The 23,320-nt window shown below is 37.2% G+C and carries 21 protein-coding genes and 2 pseudogenes; 16 read left to right on the plus strand and 7 right to left on the minus strand.

What is annotated here, in order from left to right:
• Positions 1-7 precede the first annotated feature (7 nt).
• Positions 8-1,447 (plus strand): lipopolysaccharide biosynthesis protein, encoded by a 1,440-nt coding sequence (locus TLET_RS06085; RefSeq protein WP_012003234.1) that lies wholly within the window; start codon positions 8-10, stop codon positions 1,445-1,447.
• Positions 1,448-2,445: 998 nt separating this feature from the next.
• Here TLET_RS06085 and TLET_RS11145 read toward each other — a convergent pair.
• Positions 2,446-3,830: pseudogene (locus TLET_RS11145) on the minus strand (ATP-binding protein).
• 255 nt (positions 3,831-4,085) lie between these two features.
• On the opposite strand from TLET_RS11145, the gene TLET_RS06095 reads away from it, so the two are divergent.
• From TLET_RS06095 to cmr1 (TLET_RS10800), 3 genes are all read left to right on the plus strand, one after another.
• The gene (locus TLET_RS06095; protein WP_012003235.1) at positions 4,086-5,243 is read left to right on the plus strand and encodes an AAA family ATPase; all 1,158 of its coding nucleotides are present in this window, start codon (positions 4,086-4,088) and stop codon (positions 5,241-5,243) included.
• A gap of 218 nt (positions 5,244-5,461) precedes the next feature.
• Complete coding sequence (locus tag TLET_RS06100) at positions 5,462-5,776, plus strand: DUF7508 domain-containing protein (RefSeq protein WP_012003236.1); 315 nt, start codon at positions 5,462-5,464, stop codon at positions 5,774-5,776.
• Positions 5,777-5,812: 36 nt separating this feature from the next.
• Entirely contained in the window at positions 5,813-5,983 is a 171-nt protein-coding gene (cmr1, locus tag TLET_RS10800; protein ID WP_228369053.1) for a type III-B CRISPR module RAMP protein Cmr1, read from the plus strand.
• An 11-nt stretch (positions 5,984-5,994) separates the two neighbouring features.
• Here the strand turns inward: cmr1 (TLET_RS10800) and TLET_RS06105 are convergent, their stop codons facing one another.
• The 5 genes and pseudogenes from TLET_RS06105 to TLET_RS06125 form a co-directional block, all read right to left on the minus strand.
• Complete coding sequence (locus tag TLET_RS06105) at positions 5,995-6,399, minus strand: putative toxin-antitoxin system toxin component, PIN family (protein ID WP_012003237.1); 405 nt, start codon at positions 6,397-6,399, stop codon at positions 5,995-5,997.
• A 2-nt stretch (positions 6,400-6,401) separates the two neighbouring features.
• Positions 6,402-7,184, minus strand: a complete 783-nt coding sequence (locus tag TLET_RS11045; RefSeq protein ID WP_012003238.1) for a nucleotidyltransferase domain-containing protein — start codon at positions 7,182-7,184, stop codon at positions 6,402-6,404.
• 187 nt (positions 7,185-7,371) lie between these two features.
• Positions 7,372-7,632 (minus strand): annotated as a pseudogene (locus TLET_RS06115) (ATP-binding protein); the annotation flags it as partial.
• 272 nt (positions 7,633-7,904) lie between these two features.
• On the minus strand, positions 7,905-9,281 hold the full coding sequence (locus TLET_RS06120) for an ATP-binding protein (protein WP_012003239.1): 1,377 nt from the start codon (positions 9,279-9,281) through the stop codon (positions 7,905-7,907).
• A gap of 329 nt (positions 9,282-9,610) precedes the next feature.
• On the minus strand, positions 9,611-10,777 hold the full coding sequence (locus TLET_RS06125; protein ID WP_012003240.1) for an ATP-binding protein: 1,167 nt from the start codon (positions 10,775-10,777) through the stop codon (positions 9,611-9,613).
• Between the two features lie 538 nt (positions 10,778-11,315).
• On the opposite strand from TLET_RS06125, the gene TLET_RS10935 reads away from it, so the two are divergent.
• From TLET_RS10935 to TLET_RS06180, 12 genes are all read left to right on the plus strand, one after another.
• Positions 11,316-11,465, plus strand: a complete 150-nt coding sequence (locus tag TLET_RS10935; RefSeq protein WP_187146385.1) for a hypothetical protein — start codon at positions 11,316-11,318, stop codon at positions 11,463-11,465.
• Positions 11,466-11,657: 192 nt separating this feature from the next.
• Positions 11,658-11,825 carry a hypothetical protein gene (locus TLET_RS10940; protein ID WP_187146386.1) on the plus strand — a complete coding sequence of 56 codons (168 nt, stop codon included), beginning with the start codon at positions 11,658-11,660 and terminating at the stop codon, positions 11,823-11,825.
• A gap of 5 nt (positions 11,826-11,830) precedes the next feature.
• Complete coding sequence (locus TLET_RS06135; RefSeq protein ID WP_012003241.1) at positions 11,831-12,691, plus strand: hypothetical protein; 861 nt, start codon at positions 11,831-11,833, stop codon at positions 12,689-12,691.
• Between the two features lie 206 nt (positions 12,692-12,897).
• Complete coding sequence (locus tag TLET_RS06140; RefSeq protein ID WP_012003242.1) at positions 12,898-13,758, plus strand: RAMP superfamily CRISPR-associated protein; 861 nt, start codon at positions 12,898-12,900, stop codon at positions 13,756-13,758.
• The gene (locus tag TLET_RS06145) at positions 13,742-14,110 is read left to right on the plus strand and encodes a hypothetical protein (protein ID WP_012003243.1); all 369 of its coding nucleotides are present in this window, start codon (positions 13,742-13,744) and stop codon (positions 14,108-14,110) included. The genes TLET_RS06140 and TLET_RS06145 overlap by 17 nt, the downstream gene beginning before the upstream one ends.
• Before the next feature lie 5 nt (positions 14,111-14,115).
• Positions 14,116-15,018 (plus strand): hypothetical protein, encoded by a 903-nt coding sequence (locus TLET_RS06150; RefSeq protein ID WP_012003244.1) that lies wholly within the window; start codon positions 14,116-14,118, stop codon positions 15,016-15,018.
• On the plus strand, positions 15,011-16,018 hold the full coding sequence (cmr1, locus tag TLET_RS06155) for a type III-B CRISPR module RAMP protein Cmr1 (RefSeq protein WP_012003245.1): 1,008 nt from the start codon (positions 15,011-15,013) through the stop codon (positions 16,016-16,018). The genes TLET_RS06150 and cmr1 (TLET_RS06155) overlap by 8 nt, the downstream gene beginning before the upstream one ends.
• A complete protein-coding gene (locus tag TLET_RS06160; protein ID WP_012003246.1) occupies positions 16,008-16,856 on the plus strand; it encodes an RAMP superfamily CRISPR-associated protein in 849 nt (282 codons plus the stop codon). The genes cmr1 (TLET_RS06155) and TLET_RS06160 overlap by 11 nt, the downstream gene beginning before the upstream one ends.
• A 2-nt stretch (positions 16,857-16,858) precedes the next feature.
• The gene (locus TLET_RS06165; RefSeq protein ID WP_012003247.1) at positions 16,859-17,617 is read left to right on the plus strand and encodes a type IV toxin-antitoxin system AbiEi family antitoxin domain-containing protein; all 759 of its coding nucleotides are present in this window, start codon (positions 16,859-16,861) and stop codon (positions 17,615-17,617) included.
• Positions 17,614-21,270: a CRISPR-associated protein Csx11 gene (locus TLET_RS06170; RefSeq protein ID WP_012003248.1), complete on the plus strand. Its 3,657-nt coding sequence runs from the start codon at positions 17,614-17,616 to the stop codon at positions 21,268-21,270. The genes TLET_RS06165 and TLET_RS06170 overlap by 4 nt, the downstream gene beginning before the upstream one ends.
• Before the next feature lie 144 nt (positions 21,271-21,414).
• Entirely contained in the window at positions 21,415-21,675 is a 261-nt protein-coding gene (locus TLET_RS06175; protein WP_028843984.1) for a hypothetical protein, read from the plus strand.
• On the plus strand, positions 21,608-22,222 hold the full coding sequence (locus TLET_RS06180) for a nucleotidyl transferase AbiEii/AbiGii toxin family protein (RefSeq protein ID WP_012003249.1): 615 nt from the start codon (positions 21,608-21,610) through the stop codon (positions 22,220-22,222). Before TLET_RS06175 ends, TLET_RS06180 begins: the two co-directional genes overlap by 68 nt.
• Here TLET_RS06180 and wecB read toward each other — a convergent pair.
• Positions 22,209-23,279, minus strand: coding sequence for a non-hydrolyzing UDP-N-acetylglucosamine 2-epimerase (gene wecB, locus TLET_RS06185; protein WP_012003250.1), 1,071 nt, complete (start codon positions 23,277-23,279; stop codon positions 22,209-22,211). The two genes, TLET_RS06180 and wecB, sit on opposite strands and share 14 nt — an antisense overlap.
• Positions 23,280-23,320 lie beyond the last annotated feature (41 nt).

The raw sequence follows: 23,320 nt of genomic DNA on the forward strand, positions 1-23,320 counted from the left end.
GACCTTGATGACTCTCAACGAACACAATCTTTTGAAAAAATACATCTCCTTTTCTCTCGGAACCTGGTTCAGAGCGCTCATCTCTTTCTTCATCACACCCATCACGACCTGGTTGATCAATCCCGAAGAGTTCGGCAAAGCCACGATGTTCTCCACAGTGTATTCGATCCTTCTCCTTGTAGCTCTCCTCGGTACTCCAAATTCTTTCCTCAGATTCTTTCCGCAAAAATCAGAAGAGGAAAAACCAGTTCTCCTGTGGAGCTGTTTGATCCCACCAGTCCTTTTGAGTATCTTGGTGAGTCTTGTCGTTTTCGTTTTCAGATCTTCCATAAACACATTTCTCGTGGGAACATCCGATTCAAAAGCTCACATCATTTTGATCGCAACGCTCATAACAGGAATTTTCCAAACCTTCAATTTGAACCTCGTGAGGTCTAAAGGAAGAGCTATTCTTTTCTCAGCGATCCAGGTGATTCAATCTTTGAGCCAGATGGGTTTTATTGTTCTCTACGCTTTACTTGTGAGCCGTAACTTCTACGCCATGCTGTACGCTCAACTTTTTTCCAACGTCGTAGCGCTCCTCCTCGGTATGGTCTTCGAAAGATCGTACTGGTTTCCAATAAAGGTAAGTAGGAAACTTGTCCTCGAGATTATAAAGTACGGATATCCCTTTGTTTTTTCCGGCCTTCTCTGGTGGCTTCTCAACTGGATAGATAGACTCGTGCTCCGTTTGTACACAAATTTTTCTGAGATAGGTCTTTACTCTGCCGCATTCAAAATAATCTCAGCCATGAACCTTTTCACAACAGGTTTCTCCACACTCTGGTATCCTTTCGCATACGAGCAGTATGAGAAGAACCCTGAAAACCAGATGATCTTCAAAAGAACTCTCGATTACGTGGCTTTTCTTGTCTTTTCCGTTGGTTTTCTTCTTCTTTCCTTCAAGGACGTTATCTTCCTTCTGCTCGCAAGATCTTACCGCCCAGCCGCGGCAATTTCTCCGTTTCTGATATTAAACCCTGTGATGATAACCATGGCCATTGTCGTCGCAAGGGGGATCGATTTTTCCAAGAAAACCTACTGGTTCATTGTGAGTGATGGGGTGACCGCCTTGCTCAACCTCGCTGGAAACTTCTTGTTGATTCCTGTCTTCGGCGCAAGGGGAGCCGCTGTTTCCACAGGGTTGTGTTTCATAGTCGTGTTCGCCATAGAGGCGGGTGTGTCCAAAAAGCTGTACCCTGTCCCATACGATTTGAAGAAAGTCTACTGTCTTGTATCACTTTTTGTCCTCTCAGCAGCGCTGCATACATTCTCCGAGAATTTACTTTTGCCTGTTGTTTCGTCTGTTTTTGGTATTTTTGTCACAATTCTTGTGTACAAAACTGAATTTCTAAAAATGATGTCGATTGGCATTGATTTTCTGAAATCCGTACTTCATCGCAATTAGATCCTGCATTTCTAAGGTTTCTTGAAACCCAAATTACAAAATGGTGTTTTCTGCAGCAAATCGGCTCACATTCAAAAAAAAGAAAACTATCAGCAGAACAGCATACCGTATATCACGAACAAATCCCCGCTTTTACAGATTGGATTTACCTTAAACGCCAAAGCATCCAGATAATTTCATCGTGCCAGTACATCTCCGCACATCATCATGCTGTCCAGCATAATTTTCTCGAATGAGAGTTTTAACTACCACACTTGTGAAAATTCCGGTGGGAGAGATAAAGAATTACGAAGACAAGGTAAAAGTCAGAGGGAAAACAGACAGCCTTTCACAGCCCCATCAGATAGCAGAGTCTTTCTTCAATTTTTTATTGTATTATCATCCACTCCCATTCTGATGTATCATATATCAACAATCTCTACAACTGAATCAAATTCAAAATATTGAAAAACTCTAATTGAAGTTCTTTGATCAGGAAAATTCGAGCTGTGTGCAATTGATCTGCTTTCACCTTACAGAGGAAGATAGATTTTTCCGCGCAACGTGTTCAGTTTCCAGCGCTTAGCTTTACTATGATGGCTAAAGCTCTTCTATCTTAATTGATCCATCCGACAACCAGCCTGAATTTGCGAATTGAACTTTTACACCATCATTTTCTGCATTTATAGTGCCAGACTATTATATTTTAAACTATAATTTTGAGGCTTTGCCTCTCACCAATCGAAAAACGAGATCTCCTTCAGATCAAAGGAAAAGTACTTTTTAACGTGTTCCTTCCAATCGCAGAAAAGATCTTTATCTTCCAGTTCCAAGACAATCAATATCGATCTCTTTCACAAAATTTTCAACAGGGTTTGTTTTGTAGTGTCCGTTTTCATTGTGATGTATCATATATCAAAACAGAATTTAAAAGTACGGAAATCATTAGCAGAACTTCATCAGAGAAACCACAGTTTGATTTGACCTATCCGCAGGTCAAAATTTGACCTACTTGCAAGTCAGTCTCCTTCGACCACGGCAAAGAAAAGCCACGCGGGGATTGTTACGATATTCCCATCTTTGAAAATTGTCTCCCGGGTGACGAGAATTCCCTTCTTAAAGACTCTTTTCATTCCGAGGTAGTCAGATCTATGTATCTTGTTCTGATATTTGACTTCAACCGGTATGAAAGAACCTCTATGTTTGAAAACGAAATCTATTTCGTTTCTACGACCCGAGTACCAGAAAAACGGTCCGCTGTAGAGGTTTGTTCCATTTTGCAAGGTCTTGCCGTCTCCAAGGAGATGTCTGAGAGTTACCATTTCTATGATTTGAGGAAGCTTGATCTGCTTTCCGCTGATCTCTTCAATGATATCAGCTACTACTTTATCGATGGGATACGTCTTCTTTCGTTTTTTTCAATCTGACAGTTTTCCTGGAGATATCCACGAAAAACACGTTCATTAGTATGAAGCTGTATCGAAATACTTCTGAATCGTGTCAACACTCTCTATGGCACCGCTGAATATGTCAACAAGGGAGTTCCACGAAAAACGCTGTTCCACTATATCCGGAAGTTTTTTGAAGATCTCTATGATTTTAATCCTCGATCCCAGGTATTTCTCCGCGTCCCCCAGAATAAAATCCCGATAAATCCTCTTTGTGATCTCGTTGATTTTGCCTTCCTTCAAGAAAACATCTATCACTCTTGGAAATCCACCCGTGTTCAGGTATTTCAGAAAGTATTCTTTCAGAAAAGAGTTCTTGAGATACAGAATTCGAAGTTCTTCCTCACTTCGCGAGAAGATATCATCCACTGACATTCTTTCTACTGAGATTCCAAGACTTTCCAGAAATTCTCTGAAGGTGAGAGGAAGGCACACCAGATCTTCACCGTAGCCTTTTCTTCCTGGAAGTCTTTCACTTGATCTCTTCAGATCGAAGGCGGAGGAACCTGTGAGTATGAGGAGGGAATTTTCAAGCAAACCGATATCTACCAGATATTTGATAGATTTCTGCCAGTCTTCTACAGCGGTTATCTCATCTATGAAAAGGTATCTTGTTTCACCGACTTTCCTTTCGAAAATCTGAAAATAGATCTTCATCGTTTCAATCAATTCGAATCTATCCTTCACAGCGTTGCACGTGAAAAAGAAAATGTTTGATGGTTTCACACCGTCCTTCAAGAGCTTTCTTATGTAGAGCTTCAGGAAAGTGGTTTTTCCTATCTGGCGAGGTCCCTTATTGTGTATATCCTAGGTTTGTTCGGCGGAATCTTCCTAAAGAGATTTTCTGGGAAGTATTTGAATTTGCTGTTTTCAAACATCGATATGTGCCAATCAGTGTTTATAACCTCCAGATCTCGCCACCACGGATTCATAATGTAAAGCTCGTCCATCCTCACTGCGAACCACTCCCTGGAGAGATATCATTTCATTTCACCATATTCGTGCGAATTTTTCTATTTCATTCGATAAAAACGTACGAATTTATCGAATCTGTTCGATAAATACCGACGTGTTTGATTTTCAAGTCACATCTACCTGTGAAAGCTGTCGAACCTGTCCGGTGTCTGTCGAGTTTGTCGACGATGTCGAGATGTAGATAGGAATTTGTAGTATAATCTAAACAAAACAGAAAACAGAACAGGGGTGATTTTGTGAAACGAACAGTGGCTGATCTTTTGAGTGTTCTGGTAGACAGACCGCTCAGAGAAGGTGAATCAGAATATTTGGTGGACAGGGCCAGAGAGATAAACTATCTGAATTCAATAGCACTTCATCAACCTTTTGGGATTGTGGGTGTTTCTGGAGAGACAGGCATTGGAAAAACTACGGTACTCAACTTTGTGAATCCAGAAGGAGTCTTCACGGTCAGGGTAAACATTTCGCTCAGAGACTCCATGGAGAGCATACTCTACGATCTTTTACATAGCCTGGCACTTTCCCTGGAGAAGGTGGAGGGAGTGTCAGATCTTGCAAAAGAGGTTAGAAAGTGGATAACAGATGAAGTTTCAACCATAAAGGGCTTTTCCCTTGGTGTTTCCTTTGGTGTGAACGCCAGCCTGACACACGAAAAGTCGATTAGGCCAAGGTTCAACTTCTTCGAAGCCAGAGAAAAACTCGGAGAACTGATAAAACAGACGGTTCAGAGAAAGGAAAAATTCCTTCTGATCATAGATGAACTGGACAAGGAGAAGAAGGAAGACGTTCTCAGGGTGATAGATTCGATAAAGAATTTCATCATCATGGAAAATTTCGTTGTTGTTCTCTCTCTTCCCTTTTCGATATACCGGGAGTACGCCGCCGACAGACTGAGATGGAACGAAGCAGGAAATCTGGAAAACATATTCACAGACATCGTTTTTGTTGAACCTCTGAAGAAACTTGAGATCAAAGAGTTGATCATCAAAAGACTTGGATCCTACATTGAACTCATCGAAGACGAAGTGCTCGATGTAGTGGCCGATTTTTCCGATGGAAACCCAAGAGATGGTCTGTGGATACTGACAAAGGCAATCTACAACAATATTCACAAAGAAAGGTTGAGTAAAGAGGATCTAATCAACTCGATCAACAGAACGATAGCAGAGTACACCGGATTAACCCTGAGCCTGACAGAAAACCAGAAAAAGGCCATCCGAGTCCTGAGAGGTTCTGTTTACTCCAGAGAAAAGATCATAGAAACACTCCAAAAAGAAGGCTTCAAGCGAACAACGGCGTATTCAGTCATGGATCAACTCCTTCAAAAGCGAATACTCCTTGCTGAAAAAGAAGGTTACAGGATCTCTGGAAAGTTTTGGTATGTGGAGATTTGACGGTTTGTCGAATCCGTTCAGCCTCTGTCGAGTTTGTCGACGATGTCGAGATAGAGTGAGATCTAGGACTTTTCGTATCTTTTTTGTATAACCCTGTCGATTATTAACGTTGTCAATCAGTGTTTTTGAAGAATGGTGTTATTTAGAAATTCAGAACAAATTGTAACATTATTTAAACATAAATCACTGAGATAATTCAAGTGAATTAACTGCAGGGGGTGAAGCGAATAAAAGCAAGGGAAATTCAAAAGAAGTGGAGTCCCTTTAAAGAAGAGAAGATTAAAGACGTACCAGATGTATTTGGTGTGTATGAACTGGCAGATGAAAATAGAGAAATTGTTTACATTGGTCATGGAAAGCTCAAAGAGCGTCTTAGTGAGCATTTTAGAAAAAAGACCTGTCCAGGGGCAAGGTTCTTCAGGTATGAAAAAACATCTAACAAAGAGAGGGCTGAAGAGAGAGAAAAAGCCCTGCTGAAGAGATTTGAAAAGGAGAACAAAAGACTGCCAGAGTGCAACAAACGGCTTGGTTGATCTTTTCTAATAAGTGGAGGGGATATAGTCATTCAAATTCAGGCTAAAACCCCTATATGGACAGGAAATATCGATTCAAAAAGTGATACTATTCAGCCAACCGGAATAATGGGTTCCCTCCGATGGTGGACAGAAGATCTCCTCAGAGGTATGAATGATTTTGCGTGTGATCCCACTGGCAAAACAATATGCCCTGGTGATGAATAAGAAAGAGCTTCTCAAAGAGCGTGTCTAATGAACTTCTCAATGAACTCAGAGGGAGTGTATATTTCTATTCCCTTCACGTTCTCGAAATGTTTTCTGTTTCCTGTTATGATGGGCGCTTTTGCTGAAAAAGCAACTTCCAGAAAGGGAAGATCGGACTCGTCGAGTGGATCTATTCTAAGAGGTGATGGTACTACAAATACAGACTTTCTTTTTATGAAATCCAAGAGTATTTTCACATACTCCTTAGGAAAAGAAAACTTTGGACTTAGAAGAACTCTTTCATACTCATCGTATATTCTGGAATCAATACAGAGTATGAGCTTTCCATCCAGGACAAGATTGAGAATATGGGCAGGTCTGCCGTGTGGATTTATGATTCCAGATACCAAAACATTTGTGTCAACAACCACTTTCATTTCTATTTCCTTGCCTCTCTTACTATCTCTTCGATTTCATCCTCTGAGAGCTTGTCCAATCCTTTTTCCAGTGAGAACAACCGTAACTTCTCAACTGCCATTTGAACTCTTATTTTTTCTATGAAATCCAGAATTTCCTTTGGATCTCCATCGATTTTCATGACAATAGCCTTTGGCTTCCCATTCACTGTGATGACTGTTTCGTCGTCCTTCCAGAGCACAGCCGGATTGTTCCTGATGTCTCTACTTGAAACAAAGCGCATATCATCACCTCCACTAAAATCATACGATATGTCCCACAACATGTCAAGCAAAACGTCATAATACTTCTGAGACAGCCAGTTCCTCAAGTGCACTGAATCCTTTTGATGTATCATGATAAACCCAACTCGAAATCTTGAAAACCTATGGCTTCCCGCTTCAACCCGTGATGGCTCGTAAAACTCTCTTGGGGTTCCGCCGCCTCTGAACCATTCACCACAAACACGCTGAATCCGTAAATTCATCTCCATTACGTAGAAAACTGCGCCTTCTTTGCGATGTTCGATAAAAACGCACGAATTTATCAAATTCATTCGATAAATACCGACATGTTTGTATTCACTCAGAGAATAGACGTGGAGTTCGAGGCCTTTCAACCTGATGGTCTTTTTCACTATTTTGTAGGCATCTTCTCTGATTGGGTCATCATAAACTACAAGCAGATCGACGTCGCTGAAGGCGGTGAAGTTCCCTTTGCGTATGAGCTGAAGAGCGCCACGAATCTGAGACGATCTTTTCGGCATAGTTCACCAACCTTTCGGCTTCGATTCTGGAAGATTCAGAAGGAAGGCGAGAAGAAAACATGACCAGTTGTAGAAACTGTGTCGTATCGGCTTTCACTGGGCTTTCTTCTGAGATCATTTGAAAGATTCCTTATGGGATGAGAGCTGGGAACAGAGATTTCTTTGAATATTGTGAAGCCAAAGGTTGCTATTCGTTCCCTTCAAACACCGCAAAGAAGAGCCACGCGGGGATCGCCACGATATTTTCGTCTCTGAAGATCGCATCCTGGGTGATGAGAATTCCTCTGCCGAATACCCTTTTCATTCCAAGGTAGTCAGATCTATGTACCTTGTTCTGGTATTTCACTTCGACTGGAATCAGAATTCCTTCATGGTTGCAGATAAAACCGATCTCGTTTCCCCGCTCTGAATACCAGAAAAACGGCCCATCGTAAAGGTTCATACCATGGATGATTATAAATTACTGGTTGAAAATATAAGAAAACACAAAGATGAATTCATCTGAAATGAGGAAAAAGAAATTTTTGTATTTTGTGACCGACGGATGATAATTCCTTGAATGCACTTAAGATAATGAAAAGTGTATTTTTTCTGTTAAATACCTCCGTTATATATTTATTTCGAATGGGGAAATACTGCGAAGAATAACCAGGCAAGAGGAATCGATCAAAAAAGGGAAAATAACGCATAGTTCAAGTCAGGTAATTTATTTATAAGAATTTATAAGAAAAGTAAAAACGATTCAATTGGAAGTGCAATTATGCTATCTTTTTTTAATACAGTCTTTTTTGTCACCAATATTCCCCTTTGAAATACTTTTTTCATCGAAAAATAATCAGATGGAGAAATATTGTTTTGAAATTTAATTTCTATGGGTAAAATCTTATTTCTTAATTCGATTAGAAAATCTATTTCATTTCCTTTTTGTGAATACCAAAAATATGGACTGTTATACAATATCAACCCTTCGGATAAACTTTTTGAATATCTTAAAAGGTGAGTAAAGACAACTTGCTCAATTTTTGTTGATAATTTAATTTCAGTATTTGTAATGTTTTCAATTACAGATGTAATAACCAAATCGACAGGATAAATCTTTTTCTGCTTTTTAAGCTTAATTGTTCTTTTAGAAAAATCATAAAAAAACAAAATCCCAAAAAGGAAATTAAAACATAATAAATTGAAATAATCTTCAATTGTATTTTTCGAACTAATTGCCTCTATATCGTTTGAAAGTGAATTCCAAGAAAAACGTTGACCTATTAAATCAGGTATTTTAAAAATCAACTGATTCAATATCAACCTCGAGCGATTGAATCTTTCAATATCACCATACAAATAATTCATATATGTATTCAAGATTTCTTCTGAAATAATATTATTCTCAAAAAAGTCATTAATCACTTTTGGGAAGCCTCCAGTTGTGATATATGTTTTAAAATCGTCTTTGAATCTTAAAACTCTCAGATTTGCAGCTTTTAACTCTTCCTCATTCATTTCAAATAAATCTTCTAAGTTATACTCAAAATCAACGTTGTATTTTTGATTAATATATTCTCTGAATGTAACTGGCAAATACACGATGTCTTTTCCAGATCCTCTTCTTCCCGGAAGTCTCTCGGAAGATTTTTTCAAGTCATACGAAGAAGAGCCCGTTAAAACAACAAACGAGTTTTCCAACTTTCCAATATCATATAAATATTTTACTGATTTTTGCCAATTATTCACACTTGAAATTTCGTCAAGGAATATGTATGACTTGTTGTTATTCCTTCCTTTCATCGAAAAATAGTCCAGCAAAAGCTGTGTAAGCTCATTTTCATCACTTATCAAATCAAGTGTGGCATAGAAAATATTTAGTGGATTGACCTTTCTTTCGATAAGGTCTTTTATAAGCAATTTTAATATGGTTGTTTTCCCAATCTGCCGAGGACCTTTTATTATGTAAACCCCGTTTTTGTAATTTTTCAATTCATCCATAAAATCAGGTATGTGTTTGAATTTGCTTTTTTCAAAGTTTTTTATATGCATATCGATATATATTAATTCCTTGTCTCCCCACCATGGATTTTGTCTATAAACATACGAAAAGTCCATATTTGTACCTCCTGAGCAAATTATATTATAGCATACAGTCAATCAAATAACTAAATAAGTCCCTATTTAGTCATTAAACTGACTATATTTATACCAATTCAATCATAGCAATGAGGCATTGAAAAAAATTTAAAAGTATGAATTTGCAAACTTGTATTTCTTTAGTTTTTGTAGCGTGATACTAAGCAAGATTAGTATATTTTTGATTTCTTATAATTATTTTAGGACCAACATGTTAATCCTTTCTTTTAGAGGGGAGATACAACATACAATTAGGCATACGGAGGACCGGGAGAGAAGGAATGTAATCGATAGAATCCTTCTGGCCATTACCATAACATTCCAAGAATCCACAAAGGAATTACATTTCTCAGAGGAAGATCGATATCATCTCTGAGCACAAAATCACTTGATTTGGATGACTTCTTTTTTCCACCGATCTCCAATTTCATACCCTCAAAGACAAAATCTCCATCCTGTTCATTTTTTGCAGCCCAGATCTTTCCTTTTTCTTTCAAGGCAAACACGCTGAAGGCTTCTCTGAAATTCCCAATCTCTCCTTCAAAAACATAATAGAATGCTGGATCAGCGAAAAATATCTTTGAGCCTTTTGAGTAAGGCCTTTCAGTTTTTTCTTTCCAAACGATATTGATTATATTAACTTCCCCCATAGCTCTAAGCAACTGATACAGCTTCGGTTTTCCTGTCGACCATTCTTTACACATTGACTCAATATTGACAGTTGGAATCTTTGAATACAATAGATGACTAATCATTGCCCTCATAACTCCAAAATGGTTGTCACTCACAGTGTCAACAAAATGGGGGATATCGTAGTACAGCGTTTTTTCAAGAATATTCATCATCTTTTCTTTGAAATTTCCTTCGATATAAAATGGCCTTGTTCCTTTTTGGCGATAATCTTTAAAATAATTCAATACATCTACCTGTTTTACTACTTCAGCTGCATAATTCAAAAAATCTTCAGAGGGAAACTGCAGTTTGCCTATGACTTTACCAGTTTCAAAATGAATGTACTCTCTTAAAGACATCAAAGGAAGTTTTATCAACACAAACCTTCTTGAAAGATCTATTATGCTTTTTTTCAGTATTACTGAACTGCTATCGCTAACCCATATGATTTTGTTTGGAAATGAATCATAGATAGTTTTAAGGACAACATCCCAGTTTGGCAGAGAATGTACTTCGTCTATAATGATACCAGGATAGTTCATAAGGATTTTTTCAATCAAATCGCGCAAAGAATAACTCAGAAGTAGTGGATCATCGCCCGAGATATAAAACAAATTTCGCTTCTTCGCCATAAAGAGCAAAAAAGTAGTTTTGCCGACACCTCTTGGCCCATACAATAAAATCGCTCTGTTTTGAAATTTCTTTTCTAAATCGTCAAAAAATAATCGCTTTCTTTCTGGTAAAAAACTGATCAATCTGTTTGTGCGCAGTTCAAGTTTTTCAATTATCTGATTCAGTTCCACATTACAAGCCCCCACATTTGTACACTTTAAAACTAATTATATCACACTTCGTTCTACAATCAAACGAATTTTTTAGTATTATAATAAATCGTTTCATAATAAAACGATTAATTAAAAATATCGTTTTACCAAAAAACGGATTGAATATTACAGCAGCTACGGGAATTTTGGCGCAATTAGATATTACCAATCTTATTCAGTGAACTACCCTCACCTGTAAAGATGTGATCACGGCAAGCTTCCTTGCCAGATTTTTCACGCGTGAACTACCTCCGCTTTTAGAAACGAAGGCTTCCTGCTTCATCGACCAGACTTACCAGATGACAGAGGTCCAATCTCCACAAACGTAAATTCGGGCTGTTCCTTCCCTACTAAAAAACTTGGTTATCATTTACACGATTATATTGTACCATGTAAGATAACTTGTCAACACTTTTCCCAACAATTCATCTCCATTTTATAGAAGATGGAGACTTCTTGTTAAGGAGGTTAAAGAACTCCGATTTTACCATTTATATGGCTAATTTTAGTAAGTTCTTTGCTGCGTTTGCTCTATCTTAAAGATCTTGAATTTCCACCTGTGGCTGAAAGATACCTCATAACCTGGGATTTATACACCGAACTTGTCTGGAATGGTTTGAAAATAAAGGCTTTACCTGCTTATCTTTTTTTGCTCAATTTTGATTGATTTAAAACTTTTTGACAATTTTCATTGTGCAGGACGGTGGTATTATGAGCTTCTTTTTAGTAATTCTGGGGATGTTTTTTGGGTTTATTGGAGGGTACATTATTGGACAATCGGTTACTAAAAATGAAAGCCAGAAAGATATTCAGTCATCATTAAAACCGCTAATGTTAAAAAATACTGCAATCAGCCTAAATGGACAGGGCATTAAAATCTATTTCCAATGCCAGTAGTGATATAAAGACATTAACATCAAAGGGTAAATCGATTGCAAGTGGTGATTTTGTTTCAACACAGATGAACAGGGCAGATGAGATTGCTGAAACAAGCGAGGATGCCGAACAAAATATTCAGCGGGGTTGAATTGTATGAGTTTAACATCGTTTTTAAAACATAAAGATGTAAAAAATGCACTTGAGCGGACTTTCAAAAAACCACAATTCAACCTCCAGGCTGAGCTGTTAGCACCTCCTTTGACAAACAATTATTCGCTTGTGGGCACTGCTTTTGATTACCTATTCCGTTTTTATATAAAGCGATTAAATCCTGATGCTGTAGAACATAGCTGGGTCAGTGAATCGGCTCTTTGCTACTTATTAATGGGGCCGCATGGTGTCCCCATTGATTATAAAATCATCGAAAAAGTTGAAAAAACAATTCAGTATGCAAAAAAAGCTTACAGCGAATACATCAACACAGGTATTATGAATCACGACTTGTTTAAAACGGTGTTATTGCTGGCACAGATAGATTCAGTATATAGAGAAGGTGCGCGTGCAATATATAGAAATGGTTTTTTAGACGAAAGCAACATCGACGAGAATGACATAAAAGATCTGCGAAATTTGATATCAATAGTAAAACCAGAGTATTTCAAATCAAGGAAAATATGCATATTAAACCCAACCTTTGGAAAAGCATCCAGATTAGTTGGTGGAGCAGACTGTGATTTAATCATAGATGATGCGATAATCGATATAAAAACCACAAAAAAGCTTGACTTGACGAGAAATTATTTTGACCAGCTAATAGGCTATTATATTCTCTACACAATTGGAAATATCGACGGTATGCCGACAGACTGTAAAGTAAAAAGACTGGGAATATATTTCTCCAGGTACGCATACCTTCTTTTCATTGATGTACTTGATGTTATAAAAGAAAACTTTTTTGATTTTGTAAACTGGTTCGAAAAAAAGGCAAGTGAAAGATTTGGCCGGCGTTTATGATCATGCTGAACCCGGGTCCCCTTTTTTGAAAAGATCCCCCTTGAATGGTATCTTTAAAGATGTTGATTGATTACTGTTGAGCTGATTCAATATTTGTCGAGCTTGTCGACGGTGTCGAAGTACTTATTAGTTTACATTTATATGAAAATAGTGATATAATACAAACAGATTTACAGATTTCTTGCTTTTGGATTAGGGGGGACAATATGTGGGAGTACGAAAAAGTCTTTGCAAGAGCCCTTGATCCTGTTCACATCGGAGCAGGAGGATATAGATTGGGCAGAGTGGATAACACTATTGTGAGAGATCCAGCAACAGATGTACCAAAGATTCCAGGAACTTCCATCTCAGGAGTGATAAGGGCATTTGCAGAAGCTGTTAAAGAAGAAGATGAAAAGAAAAGCGATACAGACAAAATACTCAAAGGTATTGATATTGAAGAGTTATTTGGAACTGAAACAAAAAAGGGTATTTTACGTTTTTATGATGGCCAGATAATCTTCTTTCCTGTCTCTTCGATCCAGGGCACAGTATGGATAACCACAAAAGAACTTCTCAACTACTGGTTTGGCGTAAAAAATGAAATTCCAGATGGCCTGGGAGATAAAGCTTTTGCACTTTGTGGAATAGATACAACAAAGCCGCTGAACCTTGGTTGGTTGTTACTCGAAATTGAGAAAAATCAATCTCCTCTTTCTCAAATAGTTAATTGGGTGAAAAGGATTGTTGTTTTGTCAGACAAGCTTTTTTCTCACATTATAAACGACAATCTTGAAGTGAGAACTTCTGTGAAAATAGACAAAGATACCGGCACAGCGGTAGAAGGAGCTCTTTTCACCTATGAAGCGATACCAAGAGGTACAATCTTTGGCTTTGAAATTTGCCACGATAAGACACGAAACTCTATTTCAGGCAACGTGATAAAGGCAATAATGAATGCCGTTAGCCCATATCTCAAAAATCTCGGCATAGGCGGAATGGGTACAAGGGGATTTGGAAGATTGGAATTGCTGCTTAACAACGTCGACAGTGGTTCAACGGGGGGCGTGAATGATGCACAATCTTGACTTTGAGTGCATGAAAATTGCCCAGGAAATTTTAACATCGAGCACTGATAAGGACAAATTAGAAAACAACTTAAGAAAAGCCCTTGGTGTTCTTCAAGAAGATGGCATTTATGCAATGTTTCTGTGGCTTGAGGATAAAGATAAAACAGTCAGAGAAAAACTCACAGGTTTGTTGAATGAACCTGAGATAAAAAGATATCTTTTGAATGATTCAGAAAGATTTGACGAAGATTTTGCTATTCTCTGCAGAAACCTGGTAGAAGTCGCAAAAGATATAGATAAATTACTTTTCATGAAAAGAATTATTGAGCGTGCGTTGATCTATGCGTTGTATCATGCAAAAATCGGGTGAGAAAGATGTGGAAAAAACTCAATGTCGTCTTCAGATTGAAGAGCCCTCTTCACATAGGCTATATGCCTTTCGAAGTGTTTGTGTTTTCTCCCACGCGTTACTATGTTCCTGGAAGAAATTTCTGGGGCGCTATAACAAAGAGAATAACAGAATATCTGTATGAAAAACCAAAAGCGGAAAATTACAAAGATATCGGCGTGAAGGTTATGAAGAATTTCAGGTTTTCTTATTTCTACGTCTATGATGGAAAAACGGTTTATTTTCCGTGTTATACAGAAAATGGTTTGAAATATGGAGACAACAGCCATGAGATAACCAAATCAGAATTCGAATACAGGTTCATAGGGAGTTTTGTTTCAACTGCGATTGATACCACTGGAACTGCAAAAGATAAAAGTCTTCACGAAATAGAGTTCATAAACAGCAGGTTCAAAGATGAAAATGGAAACACAAAAGATGTGAAAATAGCCGGGTGTATCTGGATAAAAGAAGATACAGAAATAGAAAAAATAATTTTGGGTGAAGGCATATTCATAGAAAATTCCAACGTGATAGAAGAACTCATTCTTGGTGGAGAATCGAAGTATGGTTTTGGTCATGTTGTTTTGGAATCAATCAATGAGATTTCAGTTTTTGAATGGAACGATCCTGAAAGTGTGGAAATAGGAAGCAAGCTTCTTCCTGCCCATTTGAAGTATGATGAAAATTTAAAATTCAAGGGAGATATAGAGCTTCTCACGGGGAGAGGATATTACGATCCGAATTCAACAGAAACTGCAGGTGGTAATAAACCGGGAGCTGCCATATCGATTCCTGAATATTACTTTGTCCCAGGGACGATCCTAATGGAATCTAAAAAATTCAAAGTGAGATGGGACGGCACCTTAGAGGTGAGCAAAAATGGATGAATACACCATCAAGATAAAGGCGTTGACACCCATATGGACGGGAAATGCAAATAGAAAATGTGAAACTCTTAGAGAAACAGGTATCATTGGAAGTTTAAGATGGTGGTACGAAGCGCTGATCAGGGGATTGGGTGGGTATGCATGTGATCCAACAATTGATGGCAGGTGCTCATTGGACCAAAAAAGGTTTAAAGAAGCTCTGAAAAATGGTAAATCTCAACAAAAAGCACTGAGTGAACAAATATGCCCAGCATGTCAGTTGTTTGGCTGCACAGGATGGGCCAGGAAGTTTGTTTTGCACATTTTGGATAAGGATGGAAAAGTTAAAGTGGGGTGTGCCAAGGAAAATGAAGAATTGATTTTCAAATTCATATCTTTAAAAGGAATAAGCACAGAAGAATGGTCACTTCTCAATTTAACGCTTCATTTTATAGCTGAATATGGAGCAATTGGTGGCAAAACTGTGTTTAAGCCTTCAGATGAAAATGGACGTGAAGACAAGCATCATCATTCAGATTTCGGATTGATAGAAATCATAGAATCAAAACTGAGCATTTTACCAAAAGAAGATTTAGAAAATTACGTGAAAAGCTCCTTGCAATATCACATGAATCGAGAAAGCCCAAAGTGGGTTTCCATAAAGAATTTCTGGTGTGTCAAAGGAAAGTATCTTGCTCGTCAAGACAGTAATAACAGTACATTCAATAAGGTTTTGGGAAGAAAGGAACCCAAAAATCAAGCAAGGGGATTATCCAACTCGAACGATACTATCTCCAAATGGCTTGCTGGCTCTCAAAGAGAGAGTAAGAAGATCTTCAGTTTCAAAACTTTTCCCAGAACATTTGGCTTTATCAATCCAGATATTCAGATAGATTTTGACACCATTAAGGCGCGACTCAAAGAGGCCTGGAAAGAAGAAAACGGATGGAAATTTTTAAAGGGCGAAGAGGCCCTGGATCTTTTGTATGAAAAATACTGGAGGGGTCAGAGTGGTGCATGATTATTATTTATCAAAGGTAAAGATAAAAGATTTCAATGAATGGAACAAGGAAAAGGAAAAACAGTATTTGGAAGAAGTATTCATTCTTCCACTGGCCAAAGAGAAAGATAAGTTAAAGAATAAATCTAAAAATGAAGACATACACGTCTTTTACCCCAAAGAAGAAGATTTAGCATATCTTCCCAACGGCTCTGTATTGATCAAAATCACTTTCACCCTCAAAAAGCCATACACAAGTAAAGACGAGGGAGAGTTTCATATTATCGATGACAAAATTTTTGAAAACCCGATCGTCAGAGACAAGTTCACAGGACTTCCAATGGTCAGACCTTCAACGTGGAAAGGCCATCTGAGATTTGCTGCCGAAAGAGTTGACTGTCAAAACAAAAAAGAAATCATAAATCGCCTCTTTGGTTCAGAAACTGAAGACGAAGAAAAATTAAAAGGAAGGCTCTATTTTTTCCCAACATTTTTTGAAGAAGATTCAAAAAAAGATGTCATCACACCGCTTAAAAGAGATACCAGAACACCAGCCAGAGGTCCAATATTTATGGAAGTTATGAAGCAGGGTAGTAAAGGTGAGTTCTATCTTCTGTACGTTCCTTATCCCAAAGGAAAAAATTTTGAAGAAAAACAAATCGGAGAGGATCTACATTTTCTTGCGAGCGCTTTGAAACTTATGTTCTATACCTATGGATTTTCGGCAAAAAAGACATCTGGTTTCGGGACAATTGAGGAACTGAAAGAAGAAAACATAGAAATTTACCCCAAAGACAAAAAAGGGATTTTCTCAATATTATACACCACACATAACAATAGCGTTAAGGATGGTGTATAAAAATGAGAATCAACCTGCTGGATCGTCTTGCAAAAAGGGGTAATACTTTTACCTTTGAGGAAGTGGTTGAGACATTCAATATTTCAAGAAAAACTCTGTGGGTAATTTTGAGTCGCCTTGAAAAGCGAGGATGGATTGAAAGAATAGAAAAGGGAAAATATATGATCATTCCTCTTGGCGCCGAAAAGGGTAAATACACTCTGAGTGAGTTTGTTATTGCTTCCACTCTTGTTAAGCCCTATGCGATTGCTTACTGGAGCGCTCTTCATTACTATGGTTTGACTGAACAGATACCAAGTACAGTGTTTGTTCAAACCACATCAAGGAAGAAAGAGCAAACCCTCGAAATTTTTGGAATTAATTACAGAATAGTAAGAGTAGCACAAACGAAGTTTTTTGGCTTTCGAAAAGAATGGATAGAGGAAACTCAAATAACTATTACAGACAGAGAAAAGACAATTATAGATTGTCTGGATAAACCTCAATACAGTGGAGGAATAATAGAAGTAGCAAAATCCTTGAAGAATGGAAGATTTGATAAAGATAAATTAGTATCATACGCTGAGAAAATAAATAATTCTGCTGTTCTCAGGCGACTTGGGTTTTTGTGTGAATTTTTGAGAATTGAGATAAACCTACCAGAAATTGAGACGAGGAATTACCTGTATCTTGATCCAACAATGCCAAAGAATGGAATCAAAGATGCAAAATGGCATCTGATCGTGAATCTTGATGAGAAAATTCTGGGGGCGCTGGAATGATTACGCAAAACGAAATGAAGCAGAAAGCGAGGGAATACGGGGTAAATCCATCAACTATTGAAAGAGATTATGCTCAGAATTGGCTATTAATGGCTTTGTCTTCCCTTCCTTTAGTTTTGAAGGGAGGAACTGGCATAAGGAAAGTGTATATAAGTAATTACAGATTCTCTGATGATCTTGATTTCACTCTGCTTGAGGAATTTAGTGCAGAAGAATTTAAAACAACTATCGATAAAGTTATTGAAAAGGCAAGGGAAGAAAGTGGAATGAATTTTTTCGAGGATTTTGAGTTTCAGAAAAATAATAACGGTTTTGAGATTGATACTTACTTTCAGTTTATGCAGAGAGGTGAAAATAGAACCAAAATAAAGTTGGATATAACAAAAGCTAAGAATGAAAGAATATTACTACCCGTGCTCAGGGAAAAGATAATTCACCTTTATTCTGATGACCTGGACTGTGAAGTAAAAGTATATTCTCTGGAAGAAATAGTAGCAGAAAAAATAAGGAGTCTGTTTCAAAGAACACGGCCAAGAGATTTATATGATGTTTGGTATCTATGGAGTAAGACGAATGATATCGACAGAAGAAAGGTTCTTAAAATTCTTCCTGAAAAATTCAAAGAAAAAGGGGTTGTAGTTGACATCCAGGATCTTGAAAGCAGGAAAAATGATTTCAGAAATGCATGGGAAATTTCTCTTGGTCATCAATTAAAGGAACTGCCAGATTTTGAAACGGTGTTTTCAATTGTACTTCAAGAGGTGAAGACTATGTGTGTTGAAATGATTAAAAACAACAGAGAGATGATATTGATCGGGGAAATCTGTGCACTACTTCATGATATTGGAAAACTCCATCCTAATTTTATCAAAACACAGTCTGTAGAAGGCATAAAAGGACTGCCTCATCATTCCGGAGGTATAGATCAGCTTATTAAAGCAGAGCTAATTGATTTTTTCAAAAGCATAGATATGAAGATAAACACTGAAAGCATGTCGATATACGATTCCATCAGATTTCATCATGATAACTCAACGAATAACATTTTAAAGTGTTTAAAAGAATGTGACAGGAAAGACTCTGCTGATGACAAGGGTATAGTAAGGAGAAAGCAGCACTTGGATAGCACATGGATTTCTTCGCCGTTTGGTCATCCAAAAGAGAAAATAGACCTGAACTGCCTCCAAAAAATATTTGATGATCTTCAAGACGAATTGATTGAACTCTTCAAGAATTATCGGTCGTTAGATGCAAAGCATCTCAGAAGCAATCTGATCAACATTCTCAAAACCCCATTTTCTCATGCCCTTGGGGAAACAAGAATTCCGGCAAACGATGTCACTTTGTGGGATCATTCTTATTCAACAGCATCTTTGTTTAAATCTGTTTTAGCTGCAATAACATGTGGAACAAATCCAAATCCTCAGGATTTAAAATGGAGAATATTCGCTATATGCTGGAATGGAATGGAATTCATAAACAAAGGAAAAAAGGTGGCTGAGATCCAGTCAAGAAACGATGTGATAGAAAATCTCAAGAAGAAGTTAACGGGGATTTTCGAGGAAGAAATTCCTGTGGGTAATGTGGTCTTTGAAGACATGAATGGAATTTATTTCACTTTCCCAGACCTGAACAGGGCTTGTGATCTTGCAGAAGAATGTGCAAAAATTGCTTTAGAAACGATTCAAAAAGAAACCCAGAACGAACTGTGGCCATTTTTCATCTTGAGTGAGGCAACCCGAACTCTCACGATCATTGCTAATGTACAGAGATCTGCATTCGAAAAGAAAAAGGTACCCAAAATGACACCAGTATTATTTGTTGAAGATAAGGAAAGATATCTGGAAAATCCTGATCTTCCATCCTTTACTGTTAGACAAAGCATATGTCCTGTTTGTGGTATCAGACCAAGAGATGAAGGAAAAGAAAGATGCAAAATATGTTATAAGCGAAGGCAAGGAAGGCTTTCAAAATGGCTTTCAAACAGAGAAGAAACTATATGGATAGACGAAGTTGCAGATAAAAACAACAAAATTGCTTTGATATCTTTGAATTTTTACCTTGATAAATGGCTCGATGGAACAATGGTAGGAACAATTTATTCGCAGACATTTGAAGATTGGTTGAACTCTAAAAAAGCAAAAAAGTTTTTTGAAAATAAACAAAACATTCAAAAGTTAAGAAATAAAGGAGTAAATATAGAAAAAAAGAATAATATGAATCTGTCGAAGGAGTTACTCAAAACTATTACAGATGAGGATATTAAAGAGGATGCTGGATTTAAAAGCAATTTAATAAACACATTTTTTGAAGATATTAGCTCTTCACAGGATCATTCATCTGATGGAAATTATGTCGAAAGATTTGTTAATAACTTAAAGGAACGATTAAAACCTGAACCATTTAATCCATCTAACCTACAAAAATTGCTTTTCACCCAGAACCCGTCTCCTGCCCGATTGTACAGGATATGGCAGGAAACAACTGAATTCTTTGATTTGGTAGTTAGTGAGGTAAAAAATAAGATCTACAGCAATAAATGGAAAAGAATAAAGTTTTTCGTAAATTATACTGACTTAAAATCTAAACTAAAGCAAGGGATGGGAATAGAAGAGAAAACTCCTTACTTAGTTCAAATAGATGATTTAAAGCCACAAAAACTACTCGTTTTTCACGATGAAAATGGAGAATTCTATACAATAGAATCTCTTGGAAAATTCAAGTTTAACAATAACATAGGGGAAGAAGCTGTTAAAGAGGCGCTAAAACAGGAATTTAAGCATCTCGCTCCAGAAGATGATCCAGACGAAAATCTATTGAACAAATCAGTAAAGCCCGACGAAAATAATATAAAAATAGAAGAATACTATCCATTAATTGAAATCAACAAATCCCCATTCTCACTTCGCCTAATAGTTCCCGCGCAAGACTCGATGAAAATCATAGCTCTGGTTACAGATCTATACAACGAAATGTTTAAAAGAGTTATAGGAAAGCTTTCTTTAAACATCAAGCTCCTTGTGACAAAAAGAAAATTCCCTCTTTATTTATTTCTCGATGCAGAAAACAGAATGCTTGAGGATGAAGAATTCAAAAAACAAGTGGCAATGGATCCATGGTGGAATATTCAAAGACACGATGAGTTCTATGGTTTTTATCCTGCAAAGCCCGTAGAACATGAGAACAAATATACTCTCGATGATCTGAATCCAATCTCTAAAGGAAAGATCTTCTATCTCTATCCAGGATATTTCGACTTCGATCTACTTTCGGAAAATACAGACAGATACAATATAGCTTATTCAAAAGGAGAGAAGATAAAAAGAGCAGATGAGATCTACAGACTCCTCACAGAAAGACCATATTATTTTTATGAAATTTCTGAAATACTCGAGTTGTGGGATGTTCTAACGAATCTAACCAGTTCACAGATACATTTTGTTGAAGAAGCTCTCACTTTAAAAATCAGGGAATGGAGAGAGGTAAAAGACAGAGAAAATGTGTTCATGAACTTTGCAGAGGCAACTCTAAAAGATGCTTTTAACAACAAGTGGGACAAATTGAGAGATGAAACAAAATGGTTTCTTTTGAAATCAGCCTGTAATGGTCTTTTGCTTGATACTATAAACCTTTTCAAAAGAACACTCGCGTAGAATAAAGCTCGAAGACATAAAGTGACCTGACTTGTTCATCCTGCTGTGATATATTGATGGTATGGACGTTTTCTACTGTATTTTCAATTTCATGCGAACTATCACTGTTCATGGCTTGTGGTAAAATAAAAAAGGTGGTAAAAAATGAATTTCTCCTGGGATTATTGTACAGGTGTTGAAACAATTATCAGAAAAATGATTCTGGGAAATGTGGATGATCTAAAATGGCTTTTGAATGAATACCATAAAGAGAAACTGAAAGAAATTTTCCTAAGCAATCTCCATAGATTTCGTGGCAAAGATAGAAGTTTCTGGAAAATTTTGCTGGAGGTTTCTGATGAAGAAATTGAGAGAAGATCAAATGAAAGTTTTAGAGAAACTTCTGCAATTAGGTATTTTCCATGATTTTTACCTTGCAGGTGGAACATCTCTTTGCTTGAAATACAACCACAGGCCTTCTTTGGATTTTGACTTTTTCCTTTTTCCTGAAAAAAACTTTTCAAACATATACGAGAACGAGATATACAAACATTTCAATATAGAATTTATTTATAAAGATAACCAAACGCTTATTTTTCAATTAGATGGGATTAAGGTTTCACTATTTGAATATCCATACCCACTTTTAGAAGAACCAGACAAGATCACAGATCTTTATTTAGCACATGATAAAGATATTGCTTGTATGAAAATGAGCGCAATCGCTCAGAGAGGACTCAAAAAAGATTTCTTCGATTTATGGTATTTAATCAACATTTACAGATGGGGTATGAAAGAATTGCTTTCAATGCTTGAGAGAAAATACAAGGGTTATAATCCGCTTATATTCCTTAAGGCACTCGTATATTTCGAAGACGCAGAGAAAAACATAGATTTTGAAGAAGTGGAAGAAAAATGGCTCAGTATAAAGAAATTCTTTACCGATTACATAAAATCTTTCAACTATTCCTGAAAAAACTCGTCTTTATAATCTCAACAATTTTTTCCGAAGAATTTCCATCGCCATAGACATTTTCAGGATATTCCACAGAGTTATCTTCCATGGTTATATCGAACAAGTTATTTTCATCTGATAGACTGTTCCATTTTACTTCAACAAGCTCTCTCCAACCTGTGTCTGGCATTACAACCACTGCTTGTTTTCCAGCAAAGTAAGCCTCTTTTTGAAGGCCTCCACTGTCTGTTATGACCTTCCAGCAGTTCTTCACAAGACCCATTAGATTCAGATAATCCACTGGCTCGATTATCACAGCATTTTCTAAATATTTCCACAGCTTGAAGTCTTCTATTCTCTTTCTTGTCCTTGGATGTATTGGAAACACTATTTTTATTTGCTCAGATATCTTTTTCAGTTGCTGAAGAATTTTTTCAAATTTCTCTTTGCTGTCGACATTGAAATCTCTGTGAAGTGTGACAAGTACATATTCGTTTTCTTTTAGTTCAAGAGCTTTGTATGTATCATACCTGAAACTTTTTTCCATCTGCAGATACAGATCGTACATCACATCGCCAGCAAAATACACCCCTTTTTCTATCCCTTCTTTTTTCAAATTCTCTACAGCGAGCGCTGAGGGACAGAACAAATATGTTGATACATGATCTGTCAATACTCTGTTTATCTCCTCTGGCATGTCTTTTGGCTCCTGTCTGATTCCTGCTTCGATGTGTGCAACTGGTATCTTTAACTTTGCCCCAACGATCGCGCCTGCAAGAGTGGTGTTTGTATCTCCATAAACCAGTATCATGTCTGGTTTTTCCTTCAAAACTACTTTTTCAAACTCTATCATGATTTTCCCTGTCATTTCTCCATGGCTGGCTGAACCGACATTGAGATTGTAGTCTGGGTTTCTTATGCCAAGCACCTCAAAAAACACATCTGACATGTTGTAATCATAGTGTTGCCCAGAATGAACGAGGATCTCTTCTATATCATGCTCTTTCAATCTTTTGTGAATAATCGCTTCTTTTATAATCTGCGGCCTTGCTCCAACCAATGAAAGCAGTCTCATTCAACATGCCTCCTGAATTTATATCTCTAAAGACTATATTA

Origin of the sequence: Pseudothermotoga lettingae TMO, from assembly GCF_000017865.1 — a bacterium.
Lineage (GTDB): Bacteria > Thermotogota > Thermotogae > Thermotogales > DSM-5069 > Pseudothermotoga_B > Pseudothermotoga_B elfii.